We start from the raw sequence: 16952 nt of genomic DNA, 5'->3' as shown, positions 1-16952 counted from the left end.
CACTACAACGAACACCGACCCCACCAGGCCCGCAACCAGCTACCACCCGACGTCCACGAACAACCGGCGCATGGCCTCAGCACCGGCAAAGTCCTACGCACCCGGATCCTCGGCGGCCTCATCAACGAGTACAGATACGCGGCATGACATGCAGCGATGACTTTTCGAGCGGCACAAGTCCACTACCAGCGCATGCCGCTGGGAACGTTCCTGAACGAGCTGCTGATCGCCGGATTCATGCTGGAAAGACTCATCGAGCCTCGCCCGACGCCCGGCCTGCGAGAACTCGACGAAAGGGCCTACAACAAGCTCCACCACGCTCCGTGATTCCTTGCTGTCAGGCTCCTGCGGCCCTGCCAATACGCAACCCCTGCCTCCCGGCGAACGCGCACAGTCACTGCCCCATCTCCCAAGCGCCAGAACTGGCGACACTTGAATACGCACCCCCGCCAGTACCGAGGGCCGACAAGCGCTCCTACGTACCCCACGTCACCGTTACCGTGGCCGCCATCCGGCTCTGGATTCGTCCTTGAAGAACAATTACCCTCTCTCAACTCCTGGTCAGCTCACCGACGTGAGCCAGAGCCAAGATCCGCTCAATGTCCCAGGCGTGGTGGGCGGCATCATGGGCGTTGTTGCGTGCCACATCCTCGGCCCGCTGCACCCCACGATCGGCATGTTCGAGAATCACCTCCTCCTCCAGCGCGGCGGTTACCGAGTCCACCCAAGCGTCGGCCGCCCGCTGGAGCGACCACAAGGCACCTGCCAGGGAGACGTCGTTGTAGTGGCGGGCCTGCGCCAGAAGGTCTTGGTCATAGCCGGGGACCCGGCGCATGCCGGTGAGCCTCGCCCCGGCCAGCCGCTCGGCCCAGTTGCGCAGGTTGTCGGTGACGTGACTGACGTAGGCCGCGACGTTCCAGGCCAGCCCCGGATGCCGTTCATCGCCCCGGCGCCCCTTCACCAGAGCTGTGTACCGCGCAGGCAGGTCCTCGACCTGACGGACGAATCGGACACCATTGACACGTCTGCGAGTTGGGAGCACGAGGGCTCCCAGAGGGCTCCCACTTGCTCCCAGCCCGGAAACGGCTAAGGCCGCCCCCGCTACCCGCGGAAACGGCCTCCGACCTGCGGAAACGCTGGTCGGGACGACAGGATTTGAGCCTGCGACCCCTTGACCCCCAGCCCAGCGGCTACTCTCCGCAGCCACCCGTATCAGACTGTAGCGGCCCGTTCAGAGACTTGCACCGCCATACGAAGCCCAAGAAGCACACACCCCGCCTAATTACGCGCCAGCCGGTGCCACCGAGGCGCAGCCGGACGACGAATCCCTCTTTCGAGTGACGCGAGCCGCTGCAACGACTTTGACCCCGCGGGTGCGGGGAGCAGCCGGCGGCGGCTGGCCGGCGCAGATCTGGTCCAGGACCATCCCCGCGGGTGCGGGGAACAGCAGGACACGAACGTGGCGCACCACGCCTGGTAAGCATCGCTGGGCCACGATGGTCGACGAGGTCGGCCTAGCCCTGTGGCCGAAGAAGATCGACAACAACGAGACGGCGATCCTGACCGCGCTCGGCGAGATCCTGGACCTGGCAGACGAGGTCCACTGGGCGGTGGACATCTCCGGTACGCGTCCCGCACCAGAATCGCTTCCGTCTCACGCGCTTCCCACTCATCAGGTAGAAGCGCGCTTCACACCAGGCCGAACGTAGGGTTCGGCGCCTGCCGTCTCGTCAGCGCAGCCCCTTGGAGTGGGGCTGCGCTGTGCGAAGTGGCGGAGCGGGATTGCGCCGCTCCGCTGAATGTCAGTGGAGCGCGGACGGATGCTGGGCGAGCGGCGTGACGGTGATGACCATGTAGGGGAAAAGTGGCAGTCCCCACAGGATTTCGTTGAGCCGGTCGTTGTCGGCGACCTCGAAGACGCTGAGGTTCGCGTACTGCCCGGCGCAGCGCCACAGGTGCAGCCACTCGCCGCCGCGCTGGAGCCGCTGGGCGTACTCCTTCTCGGCGGCGAGGGTCGTGGCACGGATGTCGGGGTCCAGGTCGGGCGGGAGGTTCACGGTCATGTGGACGGCGAAGAGCATGGTGGTCTCCCGTCGGTCAGGAGGCGGGGTCGAGAACGAAGCCGTGGGTGACCTCGTTCCCGCCGTCTCGGGTGGGCAGGGGGGCGATCACCAGCTGGGGCTTGACCGCGCTGGCCACGTCGTCCTCGACGTATGCGCCGCTCTTGAAGTAGAGCTGGGTGGTGAGCGGGGCATGGCCGGGTGCGGAGACCTTCAGGTGCAGGTGGGCGGGGCGCCAGGCGTGCCAGCCCGCGGCGGAGATGAGCCGTCCGCAGGAGCCGTCGGTGGGGATCTGGTACGGGGCGGGCTGGATCGTCGTGACCGCGAACCGGCCCTGGTCGTCGGCGACCACGCTGCCGCGCAGGTTCCACTCCGGGATGCCGGGGGCGAACCGCGAGTACAGCCCCTCGTCGTCGGCCTGCCACATCTCCAGCCGCGCACCGGCCAGGGGTTCGCCGGACGCGCTGGTGACCTGCCCCTGGAAAAGGAGCTCGGTACCCGCCTCCTCCTCGCGCATGGGCAGGGTGGAGACGCTGGGGAGTTCGGGGGCGCCGGGGACGTAGTACGGGCCCTCGATCGTGCCCTTGCTGCCCCGGCGGGTGGCGGTGGCGACCTCCTCGACGACGTACTCGACCCAGACGTCCAGGAAGAGCGGCCACTCTCCGTCCCGGCCGACGGAGATCAGCCACGACTTGAGGGCGTTGTACTCCTCGTAGGTCACCTGGTGCCGGCGGACGATGTCATGGACGGCGGTGATCATCTCTGTGGCGAGGGTGTGGACGCGCTCGGTGTCGGCGGGCGGGGCGGAGGTCGCGGTCTTGTCGGTCAGAAAGCGTTCCGTGGCCGAGGCGCCGGACGCGGCAGCGGTGGCTTTGACGGTGGCATCGGACATGGCGGGCGACTCCTTTGTCGGGTCGGGGAGGTTCGGGTTGAGGGGCGGAAGGGATCTCGGTCGGACGGGCGTGTCAGCGGTCCTGGCGGTAGCGGTCGAGCTTCTCCGGATCGATCGCCACACCGAGGCCGGGCAGGTCCGGTGCGGCGAGCACGCCGTCGACGATGGCGAGCGGCTCGGTGAGCAGGTCGTCGCTCATGTCCAGGAAGTTGGAGAGTTCACCGGGGCGGCGCGCGGACGAGGCGTGGGCGGCGCCGAAGGCCACCGTGCACACCGTGCCCAGCTGGCCGTCGATCTGATTGCCCATGACCACCTCGGCGCCCATCCCCTCGCACTGGAAGAGCACGCGCTGGGAGTGGGTGAAGCCGGTGCGGGCGGTCTTGACGCTGATCGCGGTGGCGGCTCCGTCCAGGAGCGAGCGGGTCACCTCGGCGGGCGTGGTGGCGGATTCGTCCGCGACGAACGGCACGGGGCTGTTGCGCACCAGCCACCGGCGGCCCAGGACGTCGTCGGCGGGACACAGCTCCTCGGCCAATGTGATGCCGATCGCGTCGAGCTCTCGCAGCGCCGCCGCCGACTCGGAGGCGGTCCAGCCGCGGTTGCCGTCCACGTACAGCTCGGCCTCGTCGCCCAGTGCGTCGCGCAGGGCCCGGCACACCTCGATGTCGAGCCGGACCGGGCGGCGCCCGACCTTCACCTTGAAGGTGGTGATGCCGTAGGTGTCCCGCATCCGCTCGGCCTCCGCGGCCATGCGCTCCGGGGTGTCGAAGCCGAGCATGTGGGCCACCCGCATCCGGTCGGCCCAGCCGCCGAGGAGCCGGCTGACCGGCTGCCCCAGCGACTGTCCCGCGATGTCCCACAGGGCCATGTCGATCGCCGCCTTGGCGGCCGGGTTGCCCACCGTGCGGTGCAGCCGGGCGTGGATCCGCTCGCGGGCGAGGACGTCCATGCCGGTGAGCTGGGGGGCGAAGATCTGCCCGATCACGCCGGTCACGGAGGTCTGCGTCTCACCGTAGGTGAAGGGGCGGGGCGGGGCGTCGGCCACCCCGGTCAGCCCCTCGTCGGTGTGGACGCGGACGAGGACGTGTTCGGCGGTGTGCACCTCGCCGCTGGCGAAGCGCAACGGCTTGGTGTACGGGATCGCGTAGGGAATGGCCTCGATCGCGGCGATCTTCACCGGATGGCCTCCTCGGCTCTGAGGGCGGCCCCGAGCAGCCGGCCCACGCGGTCGGGGTGGCCCACGAGTTGGAGGCCGAGCGGCATGCCGTGCGGGTCGCGGTGGCCGGGGACGGTGACGACCGGCAGGCCGAGGAGTTGCCAGGGGCGGCTGAGGACGGGCGTGCCGGTGGCGCCGAGACCGTGCGGGGCGGGCCCGGGGGCGGCGGGGCCGAGGATCGCGTCGGCGTCGGACAGCAGGTCCAGCAGGCGGGCACGGGCGGTGCGGGCGGTCTCCAGGGCCGCCCGGTAGTCGGCCTCGGGTGTGCTGTGTCCACGGTCCAGCAGATCGCGCAGGTGTGTGCTGAGGGCCCCCGGGTGCTCGGAGTGCTCGGCGGCGAGGGAACGGGCCGCTTCGTAGGCCATGACCGTCGCGTGTCCGTCGGCGAGCGCGGGGGTAGCCGCCTGGGTGCCGAGGTCGTCCGTCGCCGCCCCGGAGGCCGCCAGCGCCTGCCTGGTGCGGTGCAGGGCGCTCAGCATCGCCGGGTCGACGGCGGTGAGTTCGGTGCCCGGCCACACCAGAATCCGCAGGGATTCCGGCTCTTCGGTCCGGGTGCCGTCCACGGCCTCGACGGCCCCGCCCAGGTCGGACACTCGGGCAGCGAGCAGTCCTGGCGCGTCCAGGCTCGGGCTGAGCCCGGTGAAGCCTCGCGTTGACCAGGCGCCGACCGGCGCTACGTACCCCGCGACTCCGCAGTAGGAGGCGGGCCTGGTCAGTGAACCGGCCGTCTGCGAACCCAAGGCGAGCGGCACCACGCCCGCCGCGACGGCGGCGGCCGAGCCGCTGGAGGAGCCACCGGGGGTGTGGGCCGGATGGTGCGGGTTGCGGGTGGGCCCGGGATGGAAGTACGCGAACTCGGTGGTGACCGTCTTGCCCAGAGGGACCGCTCCGGCGTGGCGCAGCCGGTCCACCAGCCAGGCGTGGTGCGTGGCGATCCGCCCGCGGCGCAGCGGGGTGCCGCATTCGGTGGGCAGCCCGGCCACGTCGATGATGTCCTTCACGCCGAACGGCACGCCCCGCAGCGGTCCGTCCGGGGCCGCCTCGGCCGCCGCGCGGGCACCGTCGGGGTCCACCCGGACCCAGGCCCGGATCTCGGGCTCGGTGTTCTCCAGGCGGCGCAGCGCGTCGTCGACCGCGGCTGTGCGCGGGGGCGTCACGGCCGCGCGCCTTCCGGCACCAGGGGTGTGGCGTCGAGGCGGTGGAACGCCCGGTTGAAGTAGATCAGGCTCTGGCCACCCGACCGGGTGCGGATCTGCTCGATGTCGACGAAGAGCACACTGTGGGAGCCCATGGGGACGGTGTGCTTGATGGTCCCGACGGCGGCCACCAGGGCGTCCTTGAGGACCGGCAGGGCCTGGTCGCGGTCCCACACGTCCCAGGTGAAGCGTTCGGCCATGGCCACCTTGGTGACCCCGGCGAAGTGCAGGGCGAGTTCCTGCTGCTCGCCGCCCAGGACGTTGACGCACACCCGTCCGTTCGCCCGGAAGACGCCGTGCATGGCGCTGCCGCGGTTGAGACAGACCAGGAGGGTCGGCGGATCGTCGGTGACGGAGCAGACGGCGCTGACGGTGATGCCGCAGCGGCCGTTCGGGCCGTCCGTGGTCAGGATGTTGACGGCTGCCGGGAGGTGGGCCATCGCCTCCCGGAAGTCGGCCTGGTCGGGGGTCACGGCGGTGCCGCTCCTCTCCTGGTTCGGTTCGGGCCGGTTCACCACAGCTCGACCACCAGCCGCGGTGACGTCGCGCGCGACACACAGGCGGCGATCTGGTCTCCGGCCGCCTTCTCCTTGGCCGACAGACAGTGGTCGCGGTGATCGGGTTCGCCCTCGACGACCCGCAGCACGCAGGTCCCGCAGATGCCTTCGCGGCAGGAGGTCTCCAGCGGGACGCCGTTCTCCTCCAGCACGTCCACGATGCTCTTCCCGGGCGGCACGGTGAAGACTTCGCCGGTGTCGAGTTCGACCTCGAAGCCGTGGTCGGCCCCGGTGTCCGCCGACGTCGCCGCCTGGAACGGCTCGGAGTGGATCTGCTCCTCGGGCAGGCTGCGGGCCGCCAGCGCGCGGACCTGCGCCATGAAGCCCTGGGGCCCGCAGGTGTACACATGCGCGTGGGCCGGAAGCCCTGCGAGTGCTCGCGTCAGCTCGTGGGCCACCGTCTGCCGGCCGGCGCCGAAGTGGCGGACGACGCGATCGGCGAAGGCGGACTCCTCCAGCAGCCCGGCGAAGGCCGCCTCGGCCCGGCTCCGTGCCACATAGTGCAGCCTGAACTCGGCTCCCCGGGCGTGCAGTTCGTAGGCCATCGCCAGCAGGGGTGTGATCCCGATCCCGGCCGCCACCAAGTGGTGATTCACCGCCTGTGGGGCGAGGCCGAAGAGTCGGCGGGGCGCGCCGATGGTCAGCTCCGTGCCCCGCTCGACCTTGTCGTGCAGGGCCTGGGAGCCGCCTCGCGAGTTCTCCTCGCGTTTGACGGCGATGGTGTACGCACCGGAGTCGTCGGGCGGTCCGCACAGCGAGTACGGGCGGGTGATCCCTGTGGGGCCGGTCACGTCGATGTGCGCGCCCGCCGGGTAGGGGGCGAGGGGGGCGCCGTCGGGGCGGACGAGCCGGAGGACCTTGACCGTGTCGGTTTCGGGGTGGGTCTCGGTGACGGTGACAGTGAACATCCGTCTGCCTTCGCGTTGGGTGTGGTGCTGACGGCGCTGTCAGCGCATGAACAGGCCGCCGTTGGCGTCCCAGCACGCTCCGGTGACCGCGTCCGCGTGCTCGGCGGCGAGCAGCACGGCCATGTCGGCGATGAACCGCGGGCGCCCCAACCGCCCTACCGGCATCGACTGTTCGATGACGGCAAGCCGGTCGGGTGGCACCATCTCGCGGACCACCGGCAGGTCCTGGGGCCCCGGGGAGATGGCGTTCACCGTCACGCCGTGCGGGCCGAGTTCGCGGGCGAACACTTTGGTCAGGGTGGCCACTCCCCCCTTCGCCGCCGCGTAGTGGCCGCCGGTGGCCGTGCCGCCGTTCTGGCCGGCGAGGGAGGCGATGTTGACGATGCGTCCGTAGCCCCGCTCGGCGAAGTAGGCACCGAGGACCTGGCAGCCGAAGAAGGTGCCGTTGAGGTTGGTCGACACGATCTGTTCGAAGCTGTCGGGGCTGATCTCCATCAACGCTTCTGCCTTGGCGTGTCCGGCGTTGTTGACCAGCACATGGACGGCGCCCCAGCGCTCGACCAGCTCGTCGCGGACCCGGGCGAAGGCGTCCTTGTCGCGCACGTCCAGAGCGAGCCCGACGGCGGTACCACCATCCGGGTCGAGGTCCGCCGCGGCCTTCGCCGCCGCAGCCTCGTCCAGGTCGGTGAGCGCGACGCGGTAGCCCCGGTCGTACAGCCGTCCCGCGATGCAGGCGCCCAGTCCGCGGGCGGCTCCGGTGACGACCGCGACCCGCCAGTTCCCGTCCTCGTGCGGGCTCACAGCAGGAACCCGGAGGCCGTGACCGTGTCGTCGGAGTTGACCAGCCGCACGATCTTCCGCGAGATCCGGGGGCCGTCCGCCCCGAAGACGAGCCGGTGTGTGACGTCGGCGGCGAGCACGAAGGTCTCCTCGCGCTTGTAGCCGACCAGGATCTGTGCCGAGCAGACCTCCAGCGCGCCCTCCTCACGGCCGGTGACCACGAACCGCGAGACCGAGCGCACCGTGCGGGCCGCCGCGGCCGCCGAGATGGACAGGCCGCCGGTGAGCCGCTCGACGCGCATGCGGCGCATCCGGTCGTCGTCGTAGACCAGGTTGAGGGTGGCGGCGAAGTCCGTGTTCTCCCGGTCGATGGGGACGACGTACTCGCCGCCCTCGGTCCACAGGGCGTCCCACTCGTGGTAGCGCCGGGCGTCCAGCAGGTGGGCCTCCCGCCAGATCAGGGAGACGGCGGCGAGGGCGCGCGGGTCGTCGAGCGGGAGTTCCGCGACCGCCGGGGCCGTGCCGGGGGCGTCAGTTGTCATCGGTCATCATCCGCTTCCACATCGCGTAGGCCTCCCGCATCCCCGTCTCGTCGGTGGCGTGCGACGTGGGCTGGCCGAGGTCGTTGGGGGTCTCGCGGCCGAGGCCGCGGTTGACGAGGATGGGCAGGTTCGCGCCGCCGGTCACGCCGCGCTGGACGCGGTTCCAGGCCTCGGCGTCGTCGGGGCTGCCGAAGCCGAACGGGCCCTGGAAGTGCTCGTGGATGCGCAGCCGTTCGCGGTTGACGATCTCGGGGCCGCCGTCCAGGCCGAGCGCCACATGCCGGATCTCGGTCTCCGCGACCGAGATCGGCCGCAGGACGCGGAAGAACGCCATCGACATGGCGACATTCGGGAACAGGTTGAGGTTGAACCCGGCGCCGTGCAGAGAGCGGACGATGCGCCGGACCTTCTCCGGCGGCAGGTCCTTCGACAGTTCCTCGACGATGTGGCCGAAGCGGTCCTGAAGCTTCTCGGTGCCGTCGTCGACGTCCAGGTCGGCGTGTTCGGCGACGGAGACGGAGACGCTGTGGCCGTTGCCGAGGGCGTGGGTGACCGCGGTCTCGTCCGTCATGATCGACAGCATGCTCGCGGTCTCGGCGTCGACCGAGGACATCCAGGAGCGGTGCACGATCGGGAAGTGGTACCAGTCGGTGGTGTTCTCCAGCTGGATCTTCCAGTTGCCCTGGAAGCGGAACTTTTGCTCGCCCTGCACCTTGATCGGGTAACCCGCGCCCTGCTTCATGAAGCGGTCGATCCACAGCCGCGCCCCGCCGAGGAAGTCCTCCAGCGGCTCGATGCCGTGGTCGAAGCTCGCGAACACCATGCCCGCGTAGCTGCCGACCTTCAGCCGCTGGAGCGGCAGGTCCCGCTTCTCGACGACATCCTCGTAACCCTCGGGGTAGGGGATGCCGCGCAGGGTGCCGTCGAGCGCGTACGACCAGGCGTGGTACGGGCAGGTGAAGCCGTTGCCGTTGCCCTTGGGTGCCTCGCAGACGCTGGCGCCGCGGTGGCGGCAGCGGTTGAGCAGGACGTTGATCCCGCCCTTGCGGTCCCGGGTGACGATGACGGGGCGGCGGCCGACCCAGGCCGTCTTGAAGTCGCCCGCCTTGGCGATCTCGCTCTCGTGGGCCACCCACACCCAGGTGCGGTGGAAGATCCGGTCCATCTCGCGTTCGAAGAGGGCCGGGTCGGTGTAGAGGGTGCCCGCGACGCGGTCGGTGCCGACCAGCGAGGCGATGTCGGGGGTTTCCGGACCCGCGGTCATCGGGCGGCCTCCGGCTGGGGCAGTGGGCGGCCGAGGCGCGCCTCGATCTTCATATAGCGCCACAGGCCGTGCTCGCCGACCTGGACGGTGCGGAAGAGGTTGCAGGCCGCGGCCACGGTCGGCTGGTCGACCACATCGGCCAGTACGTAGCAGGTCCAGGGCCAGGAGTCGGAGGGGCCGACCATGTGCTGGTCGTCGTCGACGGTGCCGAGGACGGTCACGCCGGGCAGCTCGTACAGCTGGGCGAGCATGGCCGTGAAGCCGTCCCAGACGGTCTTGCCCTGGCCGGTGGGCAGGTCGAAGAAGTTCTGATTGACGCCGACGCAGAACAGCACGCGGAGCGGGGCGTTCGCGGGTTCGGGCATGGAGGGCTCCTGTCTGTCAGAGGTAACCGGCGAAGGGCTGGACGCCCATGAGGACCGCGCCCGCGCCGTCGTACACGCCCTCTTGAAGGAAGGCGTGCTGCGGCACGACGGAGGCGTCGCGCAGGGCACGCTCCAGCGGGCTGCCGTCCGTGATGGCGGAGATGCCGGCGAGCTGGTACGCGGCCCGTACGGCCTCGAAGGAGGTCCTGGCCAGGTGGGCGGAGGCGAGCCGCAGCGCACTGGCCTGTCCGGGGGTGGCGGGATCGCCCGCCACCACGGTCGCCCACGCCTCCTCGGTGGCCTCGTAGAAGAAGGCGCGCGCCGACCGCAGCTCGGCCTCCGCCCGGCCCACCGCGATGCGGTAGGTGGCGCGCTCGGCGGGCTTGGGCGCCCCGGTGTACCCGGCGCGGCCGCCGGCGGCGATGGTCCGGTCGAGGGCGGAGCGGGCGACGCCGAGGCCGACGACGGCCAGGACCTGCGCGGCGTACGGGACCGTCGGGTAGCGGTAGAGCGGCTCGTCGACGGTGGGTTCGCCGCCGCGGACGAACGTCCACTCCTCGGGGACGACCGCCCCGTCGACGACCAGGTCGTGGCTGCCGGTGCCGCGCATGCCGATGACGTCCCAGTTCTCGACGATCTCGACCTGCTCGGGCCGCAGTACGGCGGTCAGCGGGCGGCCGCCCCGGCCGTCCCGGCCGGTCCCGGGCTTGATGCCCACCCCCAGGAGGTCCGCGCCCTTGCAGCCGCTGGCGAACTTCCAGCGCCCCGAGACCCGGTAGCCGCCCTCGGCGCGCTCGGCCGGCTGGACCGGGAACAGGCCGCCCGCGAAGGCCACATCGGGGCCGTCGGCGTACAGCCGCGCCTGGGTCTCCTCGGGGAGTGCGGCCAGATAAATGCCGGACGAGCCGAAGCTGGCGACCCAGCCGGCGGAGCCGTCGACCTCCGATATGCGCTCGATGAGCGCCAGGAATTCGGCGGGCGGCAGGGCGTCCCCGCCGAAGCGCTTCGGGACCCCGGCCCGGTAGATTCCCGCGCGCTTGAATTCGGCGATCACGTCCGGCGGCACATGCCGCTTCTCCTCGAACTCGGCCCGCCGTTGGGCGACGACCGCCAGCACCTGGTCAAGTGTTTCCGGGGGAGCCGGCGTCCGCGTCATGGGAGATTCTCCTCGCATTCCGGGGCGGTTCTCTTGTCCGCCGCCCCTTCACGCTATGCGCCGTGATTCGTCTCCTACAATTGGGAATTGGCCGCATCGACTAGGGGATTTCCCGTAGTTGGCTTTCCCTCAGTTGGTATTTCCCGCAGTTGGTATTTCCCGCAGCAGGCTTTTCCGTACGACTCCCGCCTGCGCGACCAGGACGATGTTCTCCGGACTGCCGAGTGCGGAGATGTCGCGGAGCGGATCCCGGTCGGCGACCACGAAGTCGGCCGTCTTGCCGGTCTCCAGGGAGCCCAGCCGGTCGTCGACGCCGAGAAGCCGGGCTCCGTTCAGGGTGCCCGCCGTGATCGCGTCGAGGGGGTCCATGCCCAACTCGACCAGGTACGACAGCTCCATCAGATTGCGGGCGTGCGGGACGACGCCCGCGTCGGTGCCCAGGGCGATGGGGACACCCCGGCTGATCGCGTGCGCCATGTTCTCCTTGCTGATCCCCGACCAGCGGCTCTTCTTGCGGTAGTGGTGCTCGGCCATCGCCGCGCGGTCGAGCGGGGCGAACACGGTGGACAGGGTGGGGACGAGGAACACGCCCGTCTCCAGGGCCAGATCGCACAGTTCGTCGGTCATTCCGTAGCCGTGCTCGACGCTGGTGACCCGGGCCCGCAGGGCGTTGCGGATGCCCGCGCTCCCCTGGGCGTGCACCGCCACGGGCTTCCCGCGGTGCCGTGCCGCCTCGTCGACGACTGCGGCCATCTCCTCGCACGTCAGCCCCTCGTCGTCGGGGTCGTCGTGCGGGCTGCCCATGCCGCCGGTGGCGCAGACCTTCACCACGTCCGCTCCCGCGCGCAGCACCCGCCGGGCCGCGAGCCGCGCCTCGTCCGCCGTGTCGGCGAGTTCGCCCAGGTGGGGGGCGGCGTCGATGCCGCCGGGCAGCGAGCAGTCGGCGTGTCCGCCGGTGTGGCTGATCACCTTCACGGCGACCTGGAGCCGGGGGCCCTCGATCAGACCTCGTTCGATGGCCATGCGGTAGCCCGCGGGCACACCGCCGAGGTCGCGCAGTGTCGTCACGCCCGCGTCCAGGGTGGCGCGCAGCCGTTCCGCGATCTCGAAGGTCTCCACCGTCGGGTCGGCGGCCAGCCCCGCGATCAGCCCGCGCTCCGGGGTCATGCACAGGTGCGCGTGGCAGTCGAAGAAGCCGGGGAGCAGGGTCCGGCCGCCCAGGTCGACCGTGGTCGCGGTGGGCGTCGGCGGCGCGGCGGCCGCGGGGCCCGCGTACGCGATCCGCCCGTCGTCGTCCACGACGAGGACCGCGTCGGGGACGGGGGCGGCCCCGGTTCCGTCGATGAGGGTGGCGTGCTGGTATCGGGTGGTCATGACAGCTCCGTTCGGAACAGGTGGGTGCCGGAGCCGACCTCGACGGGCTGCGTCGCATCCGGCAGGTCGATCAGCGCGGTGGTGCCGGGCGGGACCGTGACGGTGACGCGCAGCTCACCCCCGGTGCTGGTCCAGGACACCGCGGCACGGCCGTACGGGGTGTCGTGGGCGGCGGAGGCTTGACTCAGCCCGCCGCCGGGGCGGGGGCGGACGAGGATGCGCCGGTAACCGGGGGCGGCGGGGGCGAGTCCGGCGACGGTGCGGTGCAGCCAGTCGGCGACGGCTCCGAGGGCGTAGTGGTTGAAGGACGTCATCTCGCCGGGGTTGACCGTGCCGCCCGGGAGCATGCTGTCCCAGCGCTCCCAGACGGTGGTCGCGCCCATGGTGACCGGGTAGAGCCAGGACGGGCAGGTCCGCTGCAGCAGGAGCCGGTAGGCGGTGTCGTACTCCCCCGCCTCGCACAGGGCGTCGCAGATCAGCGGCGTGCCGACGAAGCCGGTGCCGATGTGGAAGTCCTCCTGGCGGACGAGTTCGGCCAACCGCCGCCCGGCGCGTGCACGCTGCCCGTCGGTGGCCAGGAGCCCGAAGCACAGCGCGAGGGCGTACGCGGTCTGCGCGTCGCTGGTGAGACGGCCGTCCGGGGTGAGGTACTCGGCGCGGAAGGCGGCCCGTACGGCGTCGGCCAGCCGGGCGTAGTGGGCATGGTCGTCGTGGCGGCCGAGCGACTGCGCCGTGCGCGCGAGCAGTTCGGCCGAGCGGGCGTAGTAGGCGGTGGCCACCAGGTGAAGGTCGGTCCTGGCGTCGCCCGGGCGATCCGGCGGGGCGGCCGGGTCGAGCCAGTCGCCGAGCTGCCGGTCGGTGTCCCACACGTGCCGGGCGCCGGTGACCGCTGTGATGCCGTCCACCCAGGCCCTCATGCTGTCGTACTGGTCGGCGAGCACCCGCAGGTCGCCGTACCGCTCGTAGATCACCCACGGCACGATCACGGCCGCGTCCCCCCAGGCAGCGGCCCGCAGTTCGGGGAACCCGGTGGCGATGTACGGCACATACATCGGAACCCTGCCGTCCGGGTGCTGTTGGGCGGCGAGGTCCGTCAGCCAGGAGCGGAGCAGTCCCGGGCAGTCGTGCAGGAATGTCGCGGTGGGCGCGAAGACTTGCAGGTCGGCGGTCCAGCCGAGGCGTTCGTCGCGCTGCGGGCAGTCGGTGGGGATGTCGACGAAGTTGCCGCGCATGCTCCACACCACGTTCTCGTGCAGGCGGTTCAACAGCGGCTCGGAGCACTCGAACCATCCGGTGCGGCGCATGTCGGTGTGCAGGACGACGGCCTGGACGTCCCCCGGCGCCGGCTCTCCGGGCCAGCCGGTGATCTCCGCATAGCGGAAGCCGTGGAAGGTGAACCGCGGCTCCCATTCCTCCCCACCGGGGCTGCCCCGGAGGGTGTAGGTGTCCGTGGCCCGCGCCTCCCGGAGCGGCCGGACCGAGAGTTCCCCGTCCTCCAGCACCTCGGCATGGCGCAGAGTGATCGTGCGTCCGGGCTCTCCGCCGACCCGGATGCGGAGTCGGCCGACGAGGTTCTGGCCGAAGTCGAGGATCGTCCGGCCGGAGGGCGAGGTCCAGGCGGCGACCGGGTCCAGGGTCGCGGTGCGCCGCACGGGCGGGCCGTCGGGGGCGGCGAGGCGCGCCGGGTCGTACCGCACGACCTCCACCGCGCTCCAGTCCGACGGCTCGCGGCGGGCGTCGTACTCCTCGCCCTCGTAGATCCCCGAGCTCAGGATCGGGCCGTGCGCGGCCTGCCAGTCGGGGCCGGAGCCGAAGGTCTGGGCGGTGCCGTCGGCATACCGCACCTCGATCTGCGCGAGGGCGGCCAGTCGGTCCCCGTAGATGTTCCGCCGGCCGCCGCCGAACCCGAGCCGCCCGCGGAACCAGCCGTCGGCCAGCAGGACCCGGATCTCGTTGTCGCCGTCGCGCACCAGCGCGGTGACGTCATGGGTCTGGTAGCGCAGGCGCTCGGTGTAGTGGGTCCAGCCGGGGGCCAGGACATGGTCGCCGACGCGCACGCCGTTGATCTCGGCCTCGTACAGACCGTGGGCGGTGGCGTACAGACGTGCCGAGACGACAGGGGCACGCGGCCGGAACCGGCCGCGCAGCACGGGCGGCGGGACCTGCCGATCGGTGGGCTCCGGCCAGGCGGGGGACACAAAACGGGCCGCCCAGTCGGCCGGTTCGTACAACCCGGCCTCCACGGTCAGCGTCTTCGACCAGGGCGATGGCCCCCGGTCCTCCGGTCCCCACACCCGGACCGTGACGCCGATCCGCCGGCGGGAGCCCAGCGCCTCGCCGGGCCACGGCACCAGGACGGACTCGGCGGACCGGCGGTGGGCGCGGCACACCTCGCGATCACCGTCGGTCAGCCGGATCTCGTAGGCCGTCTGGCTCCAGCCGGGCCGGTCGGTGGCTGTCCGCCAGGACAGCCGGGGGCGCCTCTCGCCGATGCCGAGCGGCTCCCGGTGGTGCTCGGCCCTGAGGCCGGTGACGAGGAGGCGGTGGTCGGTCATGGACTCGCTTTTCCGTGTGTCTTTCCGGGGGCCGGAACCGAAGGTGTCCGGTCCGCCGGCAGCGTGAACCGGAACACGGCTCCGCGCGGGCGGTTCGGGCCGGCGTCGATGTGGCCGCCGTGGCGGGTGATGATGCGATGGCTCAGGGCCAGGCCGATACCGCTGCCGTGCTCCTTGGCGGTGAAGACGCCGTCGAAGATCCGGTCGCCGGGCGGCAGGCCGCGGCCCCGGTCCCGGACGGCGAGTTCCGCGCCGCCGTCCGCCACCGGTCGGGTGGCGATGCGCACCCTGCGCTCCGGTTGCGGGCAGCGGGCCATCTCGTCGATCGCGTTGAAGGCGAGGTTCATCACGACCTGCCCGATGAGCACGTTCTCGCAGCGCACCGGCAGCGGCTCGGCGGCGAGGTCCAGCTCGACGGCCACCGCGTGCTCCTGGGCCCGCAGCTCGATGAAGTACGCGCAGTCGCGCACGATCGCGTTGAGGTCGGCCGGCCGCTCGGAGGGCTCCAGACGGCCGACGTACTGCCGCAGGCTGCCGAGGATGCGCCGGGCGCGCTCGATCTGCCGGGCGGCGTTGTCCAGCCCCCACGCCACGGACTCGTCACCGGTGCCGAGCCGGCCGCGTGCCCCTTCGACGAAGTTGTACGCGGCGGCGAGCGGCTGGCTCACCTCGTGGGCGATGGCCATCGCCATGTCACCCATGGCGTTGTACCTGGCGAGGTGGTCGAGGTGCTGGGTGTCGCGGCGGTGCTCCTCCTCGGCGCGCACCCGGTCGGTGATGTCGTAGAAGAGGAGCATCCGGCCACGCAGGTCGCTCTCGATCTCGATGTACTGGCAGGTCGCCGCGTACCAGCGGGGTGCACTCCCGGGGGCGGCGAACCTGTAGCGGCCTTCTCGCGCCGGCACGGCCCCCTCGTGGCAGTAGTCGGCGAAGTCCGCTCCGTTGAGGTCCCCGCCGAGCAGCCGCGTGGCCGACTCGCTGGCGAAGACGACACGGTCCGCGTCGTCGAGGACGACGATGCCCTCGGCGAGGCTGCCGAGGAAGGTGCGCAGCCTGCTCTCGGTGCGGAACAGGTCGCGTCGGACCGCCTTCTCCTCGGCGATGTCGCGGAACTGGACCAGCACCACCGTCCGCGCCGGCAGGTCGACACGGATCGCGATCGCCTCGGTGAGGATCTCCTCGCCGCTCTTGGACCGGTAGCACCACTCGGTGGCGCTGGTGCCGTGCTCGACGGCCTGCCCCAACCAGCGGTGTCCGAGCTCGCGGCCGTACTGGCGGGAGTTCTTGCTCATGTCCGGCGCCTTGAGCGGCCTCAGTTCGTCGACGGTCCAGCCGAGCAGGTCGCAGGCCGCGCGATTGGCCCAGAGGATCTCGTAGGTGCGGGCGTCGTGCAGCAGGACGCAGTACTTCAGGGCTTGGGTCAGCTCCCGGAAGTCGGCGGGCGCGAGGAGATCCACGGTCGTTCCTCTCATTTGCCCGCCGGGGGACACAGCCCCAGCCGGAGCAGGTCGTGCACGAGCGCGGGGATGCTCTCGGCGCCGGTCTTCTCCCGGATGCGGGCACGGTGCACATCGACGGTCTTGGCGCTGATGCCCAGCCGCCCCGCGATCTGCTTGTTCGGCACGCCTTCGGCGGAGAGGGTGAGCACTTCCCGCTCCCGTACGGTCAGCCCGTCCAGCTTGGCGCGCAACTCGCCTCGCCGGGCGGCCGTTTCGAAGCGCCTGCGCGCCGTGCGCCGCGCTGCCTGCACGACGTCCAGCATGTGCTGGGGGTCATAGGGCTTCTCCAGAAAGTCGGCGGCCCCGTTCTGCAGGGCCCGTACGGACATCCGGACGTCGCCGTGCGCGGAGACGAAGACGACGGGCAGCGGCGCCCCCGTCTCGTTCAGCAGTTCCTGGACGTCGAAGCCGCTGAGCTCGGGCATGCGGACGTCGAGGACCAGGCAGCCGGGCCGGTCGCGGTTGTAGGAGCTCAGGAACGCACGGGCGTCCCGGAAGCGCTCCGAGGCGATGCCGACCGACTCGAGGAGCCAGGCCAGTGACGCGCTCAGCTCCTCGTCGTCGTCCAGGATGTACACAAGGCACATC

General features: G+C 71.3%; 18 protein-coding genes. 2 read left to right on the top strand and 16 right to left on the bottom strand.

Annotated elements, in window-relative coordinates; genetic code table 11:
* Positions 1-192 precede the first annotated feature (192 nt).
* Positions 193-327: a hypothetical protein gene (locus ABTY62_RS46470; protein ID WP_352135453.1), complete on the top strand. Its 135-nt coding sequence runs from the start codon at positions 193-195 to the stop codon at positions 325-327.
* A 223-nt stretch (positions 328-550) separates the two neighbouring features.
* On the opposite strand, the gene ABTY62_RS46465 is transcribed toward ABTY62_RS46470, so the two are convergent.
* Positions 551-961 (bottom strand): hypothetical protein, encoded by a 411-nt coding sequence (locus tag ABTY62_RS46465; protein WP_352135452.1) that lies wholly within the window; start codon positions 959-961, stop codon positions 551-553.
* 535 nt (positions 962-1496) lie between these two features.
* On the opposite strand from ABTY62_RS46465, the gene ABTY62_RS47670 reads away from it, so the two are divergent.
* Positions 1497-1709 carry a hypothetical protein gene (locus tag ABTY62_RS47670; RefSeq protein ID WP_502997660.1) on the top strand — a complete coding sequence of 71 codons (213 nt, stop codon included), beginning with the start codon at positions 1497-1499 and terminating at the stop codon, positions 1707-1709.
* A 93-nt stretch (positions 1710-1802) separates the two neighbouring features.
* Here the strand turns inward: ABTY62_RS47670 and ABTY62_RS46455 are convergent, their stop codons facing one another.
* The 15 genes from ABTY62_RS46455 to ABTY62_RS46385 all read right to left on the bottom strand — a co-directional run bounded on the left by ABTY62_RS46455 (position 1803) and on the right by ABTY62_RS46385 (position 16951).
* On the bottom strand, positions 1803-2081 hold the full coding sequence (locus ABTY62_RS46455) for a muconolactone Delta-isomerase (RefSeq protein ID WP_352135451.1): 279 nt from the start codon (positions 2079-2081) through the stop codon (positions 1803-1805).
* Between the two features lie 16 nt (positions 2082-2097).
* The gene (catA, locus tag ABTY62_RS46450; RefSeq protein WP_352135450.1) at positions 2098-2952 is read right to left on the bottom strand and encodes a catechol 1,2-dioxygenase; all 855 of its coding nucleotides are present in this window, start codon (positions 2950-2952) and stop codon (positions 2098-2100) included.
* A gap of 73 nt (positions 2953-3025) precedes the next feature.
* A complete protein-coding gene (locus tag ABTY62_RS46445) occupies positions 3026-4129 on the bottom strand; it encodes a mandelate racemase/muconate lactonizing enzyme family protein (RefSeq protein ID WP_352135449.1) in 1104 nt (367 codons plus the stop codon).
* Positions 4126-5325: an amidase gene (locus ABTY62_RS46440; protein WP_352135448.1), complete on the bottom strand. Its 1200-nt coding sequence runs from the start codon at positions 5323-5325 to the stop codon at positions 4126-4128. The genes ABTY62_RS46445 and ABTY62_RS46440 overlap by 4 nt, the downstream gene beginning before the upstream one ends.
* A complete protein-coding gene (locus ABTY62_RS46435; protein ID WP_352135447.1) occupies positions 5322-5837 on the bottom strand; it encodes a flavin reductase in 516 nt (171 codons plus the stop codon). The genes ABTY62_RS46440 and ABTY62_RS46435 overlap by 4 nt, the downstream gene beginning before the upstream one ends.
* A 38-nt stretch (positions 5838-5875) precedes the next feature.
* Positions 5876-6829 carry a PDR/VanB family oxidoreductase gene (locus tag ABTY62_RS46430; RefSeq protein ID WP_352135446.1) on the bottom strand — a complete coding sequence of 318 codons (954 nt, stop codon included), beginning with the start codon at positions 6827-6829 and terminating at the stop codon, positions 5876-5878.
* A gap of 39 nt (positions 6830-6868) precedes the next feature.
* Positions 6869-7630 carry an SDR family NAD(P)-dependent oxidoreductase gene (locus tag ABTY62_RS46425; protein WP_352135445.1) on the bottom strand — a complete coding sequence of 254 codons (762 nt, stop codon included), beginning with the start codon at positions 7628-7630 and terminating at the stop codon, positions 6869-6871.
* Positions 7627-8151, bottom strand: a complete 525-nt coding sequence (locus ABTY62_RS46420; RefSeq protein ID WP_352135444.1) for an aromatic-ring-hydroxylating dioxygenase subunit beta — start codon at positions 8149-8151, stop codon at positions 7627-7629. The genes ABTY62_RS46425 and ABTY62_RS46420 overlap by 4 nt, the downstream gene beginning before the upstream one ends.
* Positions 8141-9415, bottom strand: a complete 1275-nt coding sequence (locus tag ABTY62_RS46415) for an aromatic ring-hydroxylating oxygenase subunit alpha (protein WP_352135443.1) — start codon at positions 9413-9415, stop codon at positions 8141-8143. The genes ABTY62_RS46420 and ABTY62_RS46415 overlap by 11 nt, the downstream gene beginning before the upstream one ends.
* Complete coding sequence (locus ABTY62_RS46410) at positions 9412-9780, bottom strand: hypothetical protein (protein ID WP_352135442.1); 369 nt, start codon at positions 9778-9780, stop codon at positions 9412-9414. The genes ABTY62_RS46415 and ABTY62_RS46410 overlap by 4 nt, the downstream gene beginning before the upstream one ends.
* Positions 9781-9796: 16 nt before the next feature.
* The gene (locus ABTY62_RS46405) at positions 9797-10936 is read right to left on the bottom strand and encodes an acyl-CoA dehydrogenase family protein (protein ID WP_352135441.1); all 1140 of its coding nucleotides are present in this window, start codon (positions 10934-10936) and stop codon (positions 9797-9799) included.
* A 129-nt stretch (positions 10937-11065) separates the two neighbouring features.
* Positions 11066-12310: a metal-dependent hydrolase family protein gene (locus ABTY62_RS46400; protein ID WP_352135440.1), complete on the bottom strand. Its 1245-nt coding sequence runs from the start codon at positions 12308-12310 to the stop codon at positions 11066-11068.
* Positions 12307-14865 (bottom strand): glycoside hydrolase family 78 protein, encoded by a 2559-nt coding sequence (locus tag ABTY62_RS46395; RefSeq protein WP_352135439.1) that lies wholly within the window; start codon positions 14863-14865, stop codon positions 12307-12309. Before ABTY62_RS46395 ends, ABTY62_RS46400 begins: the two co-directional genes overlap by 4 nt.
* Positions 14862-16322: an ATP-binding protein gene (locus tag ABTY62_RS46390; RefSeq protein ID WP_352135438.1), complete on the bottom strand. Its 1461-nt coding sequence runs from the start codon at positions 16320-16322 to the stop codon at positions 14862-14864. The genes ABTY62_RS46395 and ABTY62_RS46390 overlap by 4 nt, the downstream gene beginning before the upstream one ends.
* A gap of 11 nt (positions 16323-16333) precedes the next feature.
* A complete protein-coding gene (locus ABTY62_RS46385) occupies positions 16334-16951 on the bottom strand; it encodes a response regulator transcription factor (protein ID WP_352135437.1) in 618 nt (205 codons plus the stop codon).
* Between the last annotated feature and the right edge of the window lies 1 nt (position 16952).

The organism is Streptomyces sp. NPDC097640 (assembly GCF_040302705.1).
Classification (GTDB): Bacteria; Actinomycetota; Actinomycetes; order Streptomycetales; family Streptomycetaceae; genus Streptomyces.
The sequence above is the reverse complement of the archived record's forward strand: the minus strand, read 5'-3'. Positions and strand labels throughout refer to the sequence as shown.

Excerpts from the sequence above, each read along its gene's own strand:
- ABTY62_RS46470 (WP_352135453.1), top strand. The coding sequence starts at position 193 with ATGCCGCTGGGAACGTTCCTGAACGAGCTGCTGATCGCCGGATTCATG.
- ABTY62_RS47670 (WP_502997660.1), top strand. The coding sequence starts at position 1,497 with ATGGTCGACGAGGTCGGCCTAGCCCTGTGGCCGAAGAAGATCGACAAC.
- ABTY62_RS46455 (WP_352135451.1), bottom strand. The coding sequence starts at position 2,081 with ATGCTCTTCGCCGTCCACATGACCGTGAACCTCCCGCCCGACCTGGAC.
- catA (WP_352135450.1), bottom strand. The coding sequence starts at position 2,952 with ATGTCCGATGCCACCGTCAAAGCCACCGCTGCCGCGTCCGGCGCCTCG.
- ABTY62_RS46430 (WP_352135446.1), bottom strand. The coding sequence starts at position 6,829 with ATGTTCACTGTCACCGTCACCGAGACCCACCCCGAAACCGACACGGTC.
- ABTY62_RS46420 (WP_352135444.1), bottom strand. The coding sequence starts at position 8,151 with ATGACAACTGACGCCCCCGGCACGGCCCCGGCGGTCGCGGAACTCCCG.
- ABTY62_RS46415 (WP_352135443.1), bottom strand. The coding sequence starts at position 9,415 with ATGACCGCGGGTCCGGAAACCCCCGACATCGCCTCGCTGGTCGGCACC.
- ABTY62_RS46410 (WP_352135442.1), bottom strand. The coding sequence starts at position 9,780 with ATGCCCGAACCCGCGAACGCCCCGCTCCGCGTGCTGTTCTGCGTCGGC.
- ABTY62_RS46405 (WP_352135441.1), bottom strand. The coding sequence starts at position 10,936 with ATGACGCGGACGCCGGCTCCCCCGGAAACACTTGACCAGGTGCTGGCG.
- ABTY62_RS46400 (WP_352135440.1), bottom strand. The coding sequence starts at position 12,310 with ATGACCACCCGATACCAGCACGCCACCCTCATCGACGGAACCGGGGCC.
- ABTY62_RS46395 (WP_352135439.1), bottom strand. The coding sequence starts at position 14,865 with ATGACCGACCACCGCCTCCTCGTCACCGGCCTCAGGGCCGAGCACCAC.
- ABTY62_RS46385 (WP_352135437.1), bottom strand. The coding sequence starts at position 16,951 with ATGTGCCTTGTGTACATCCTGGACGACGACGAGGAGCTGAGCGCGTCA.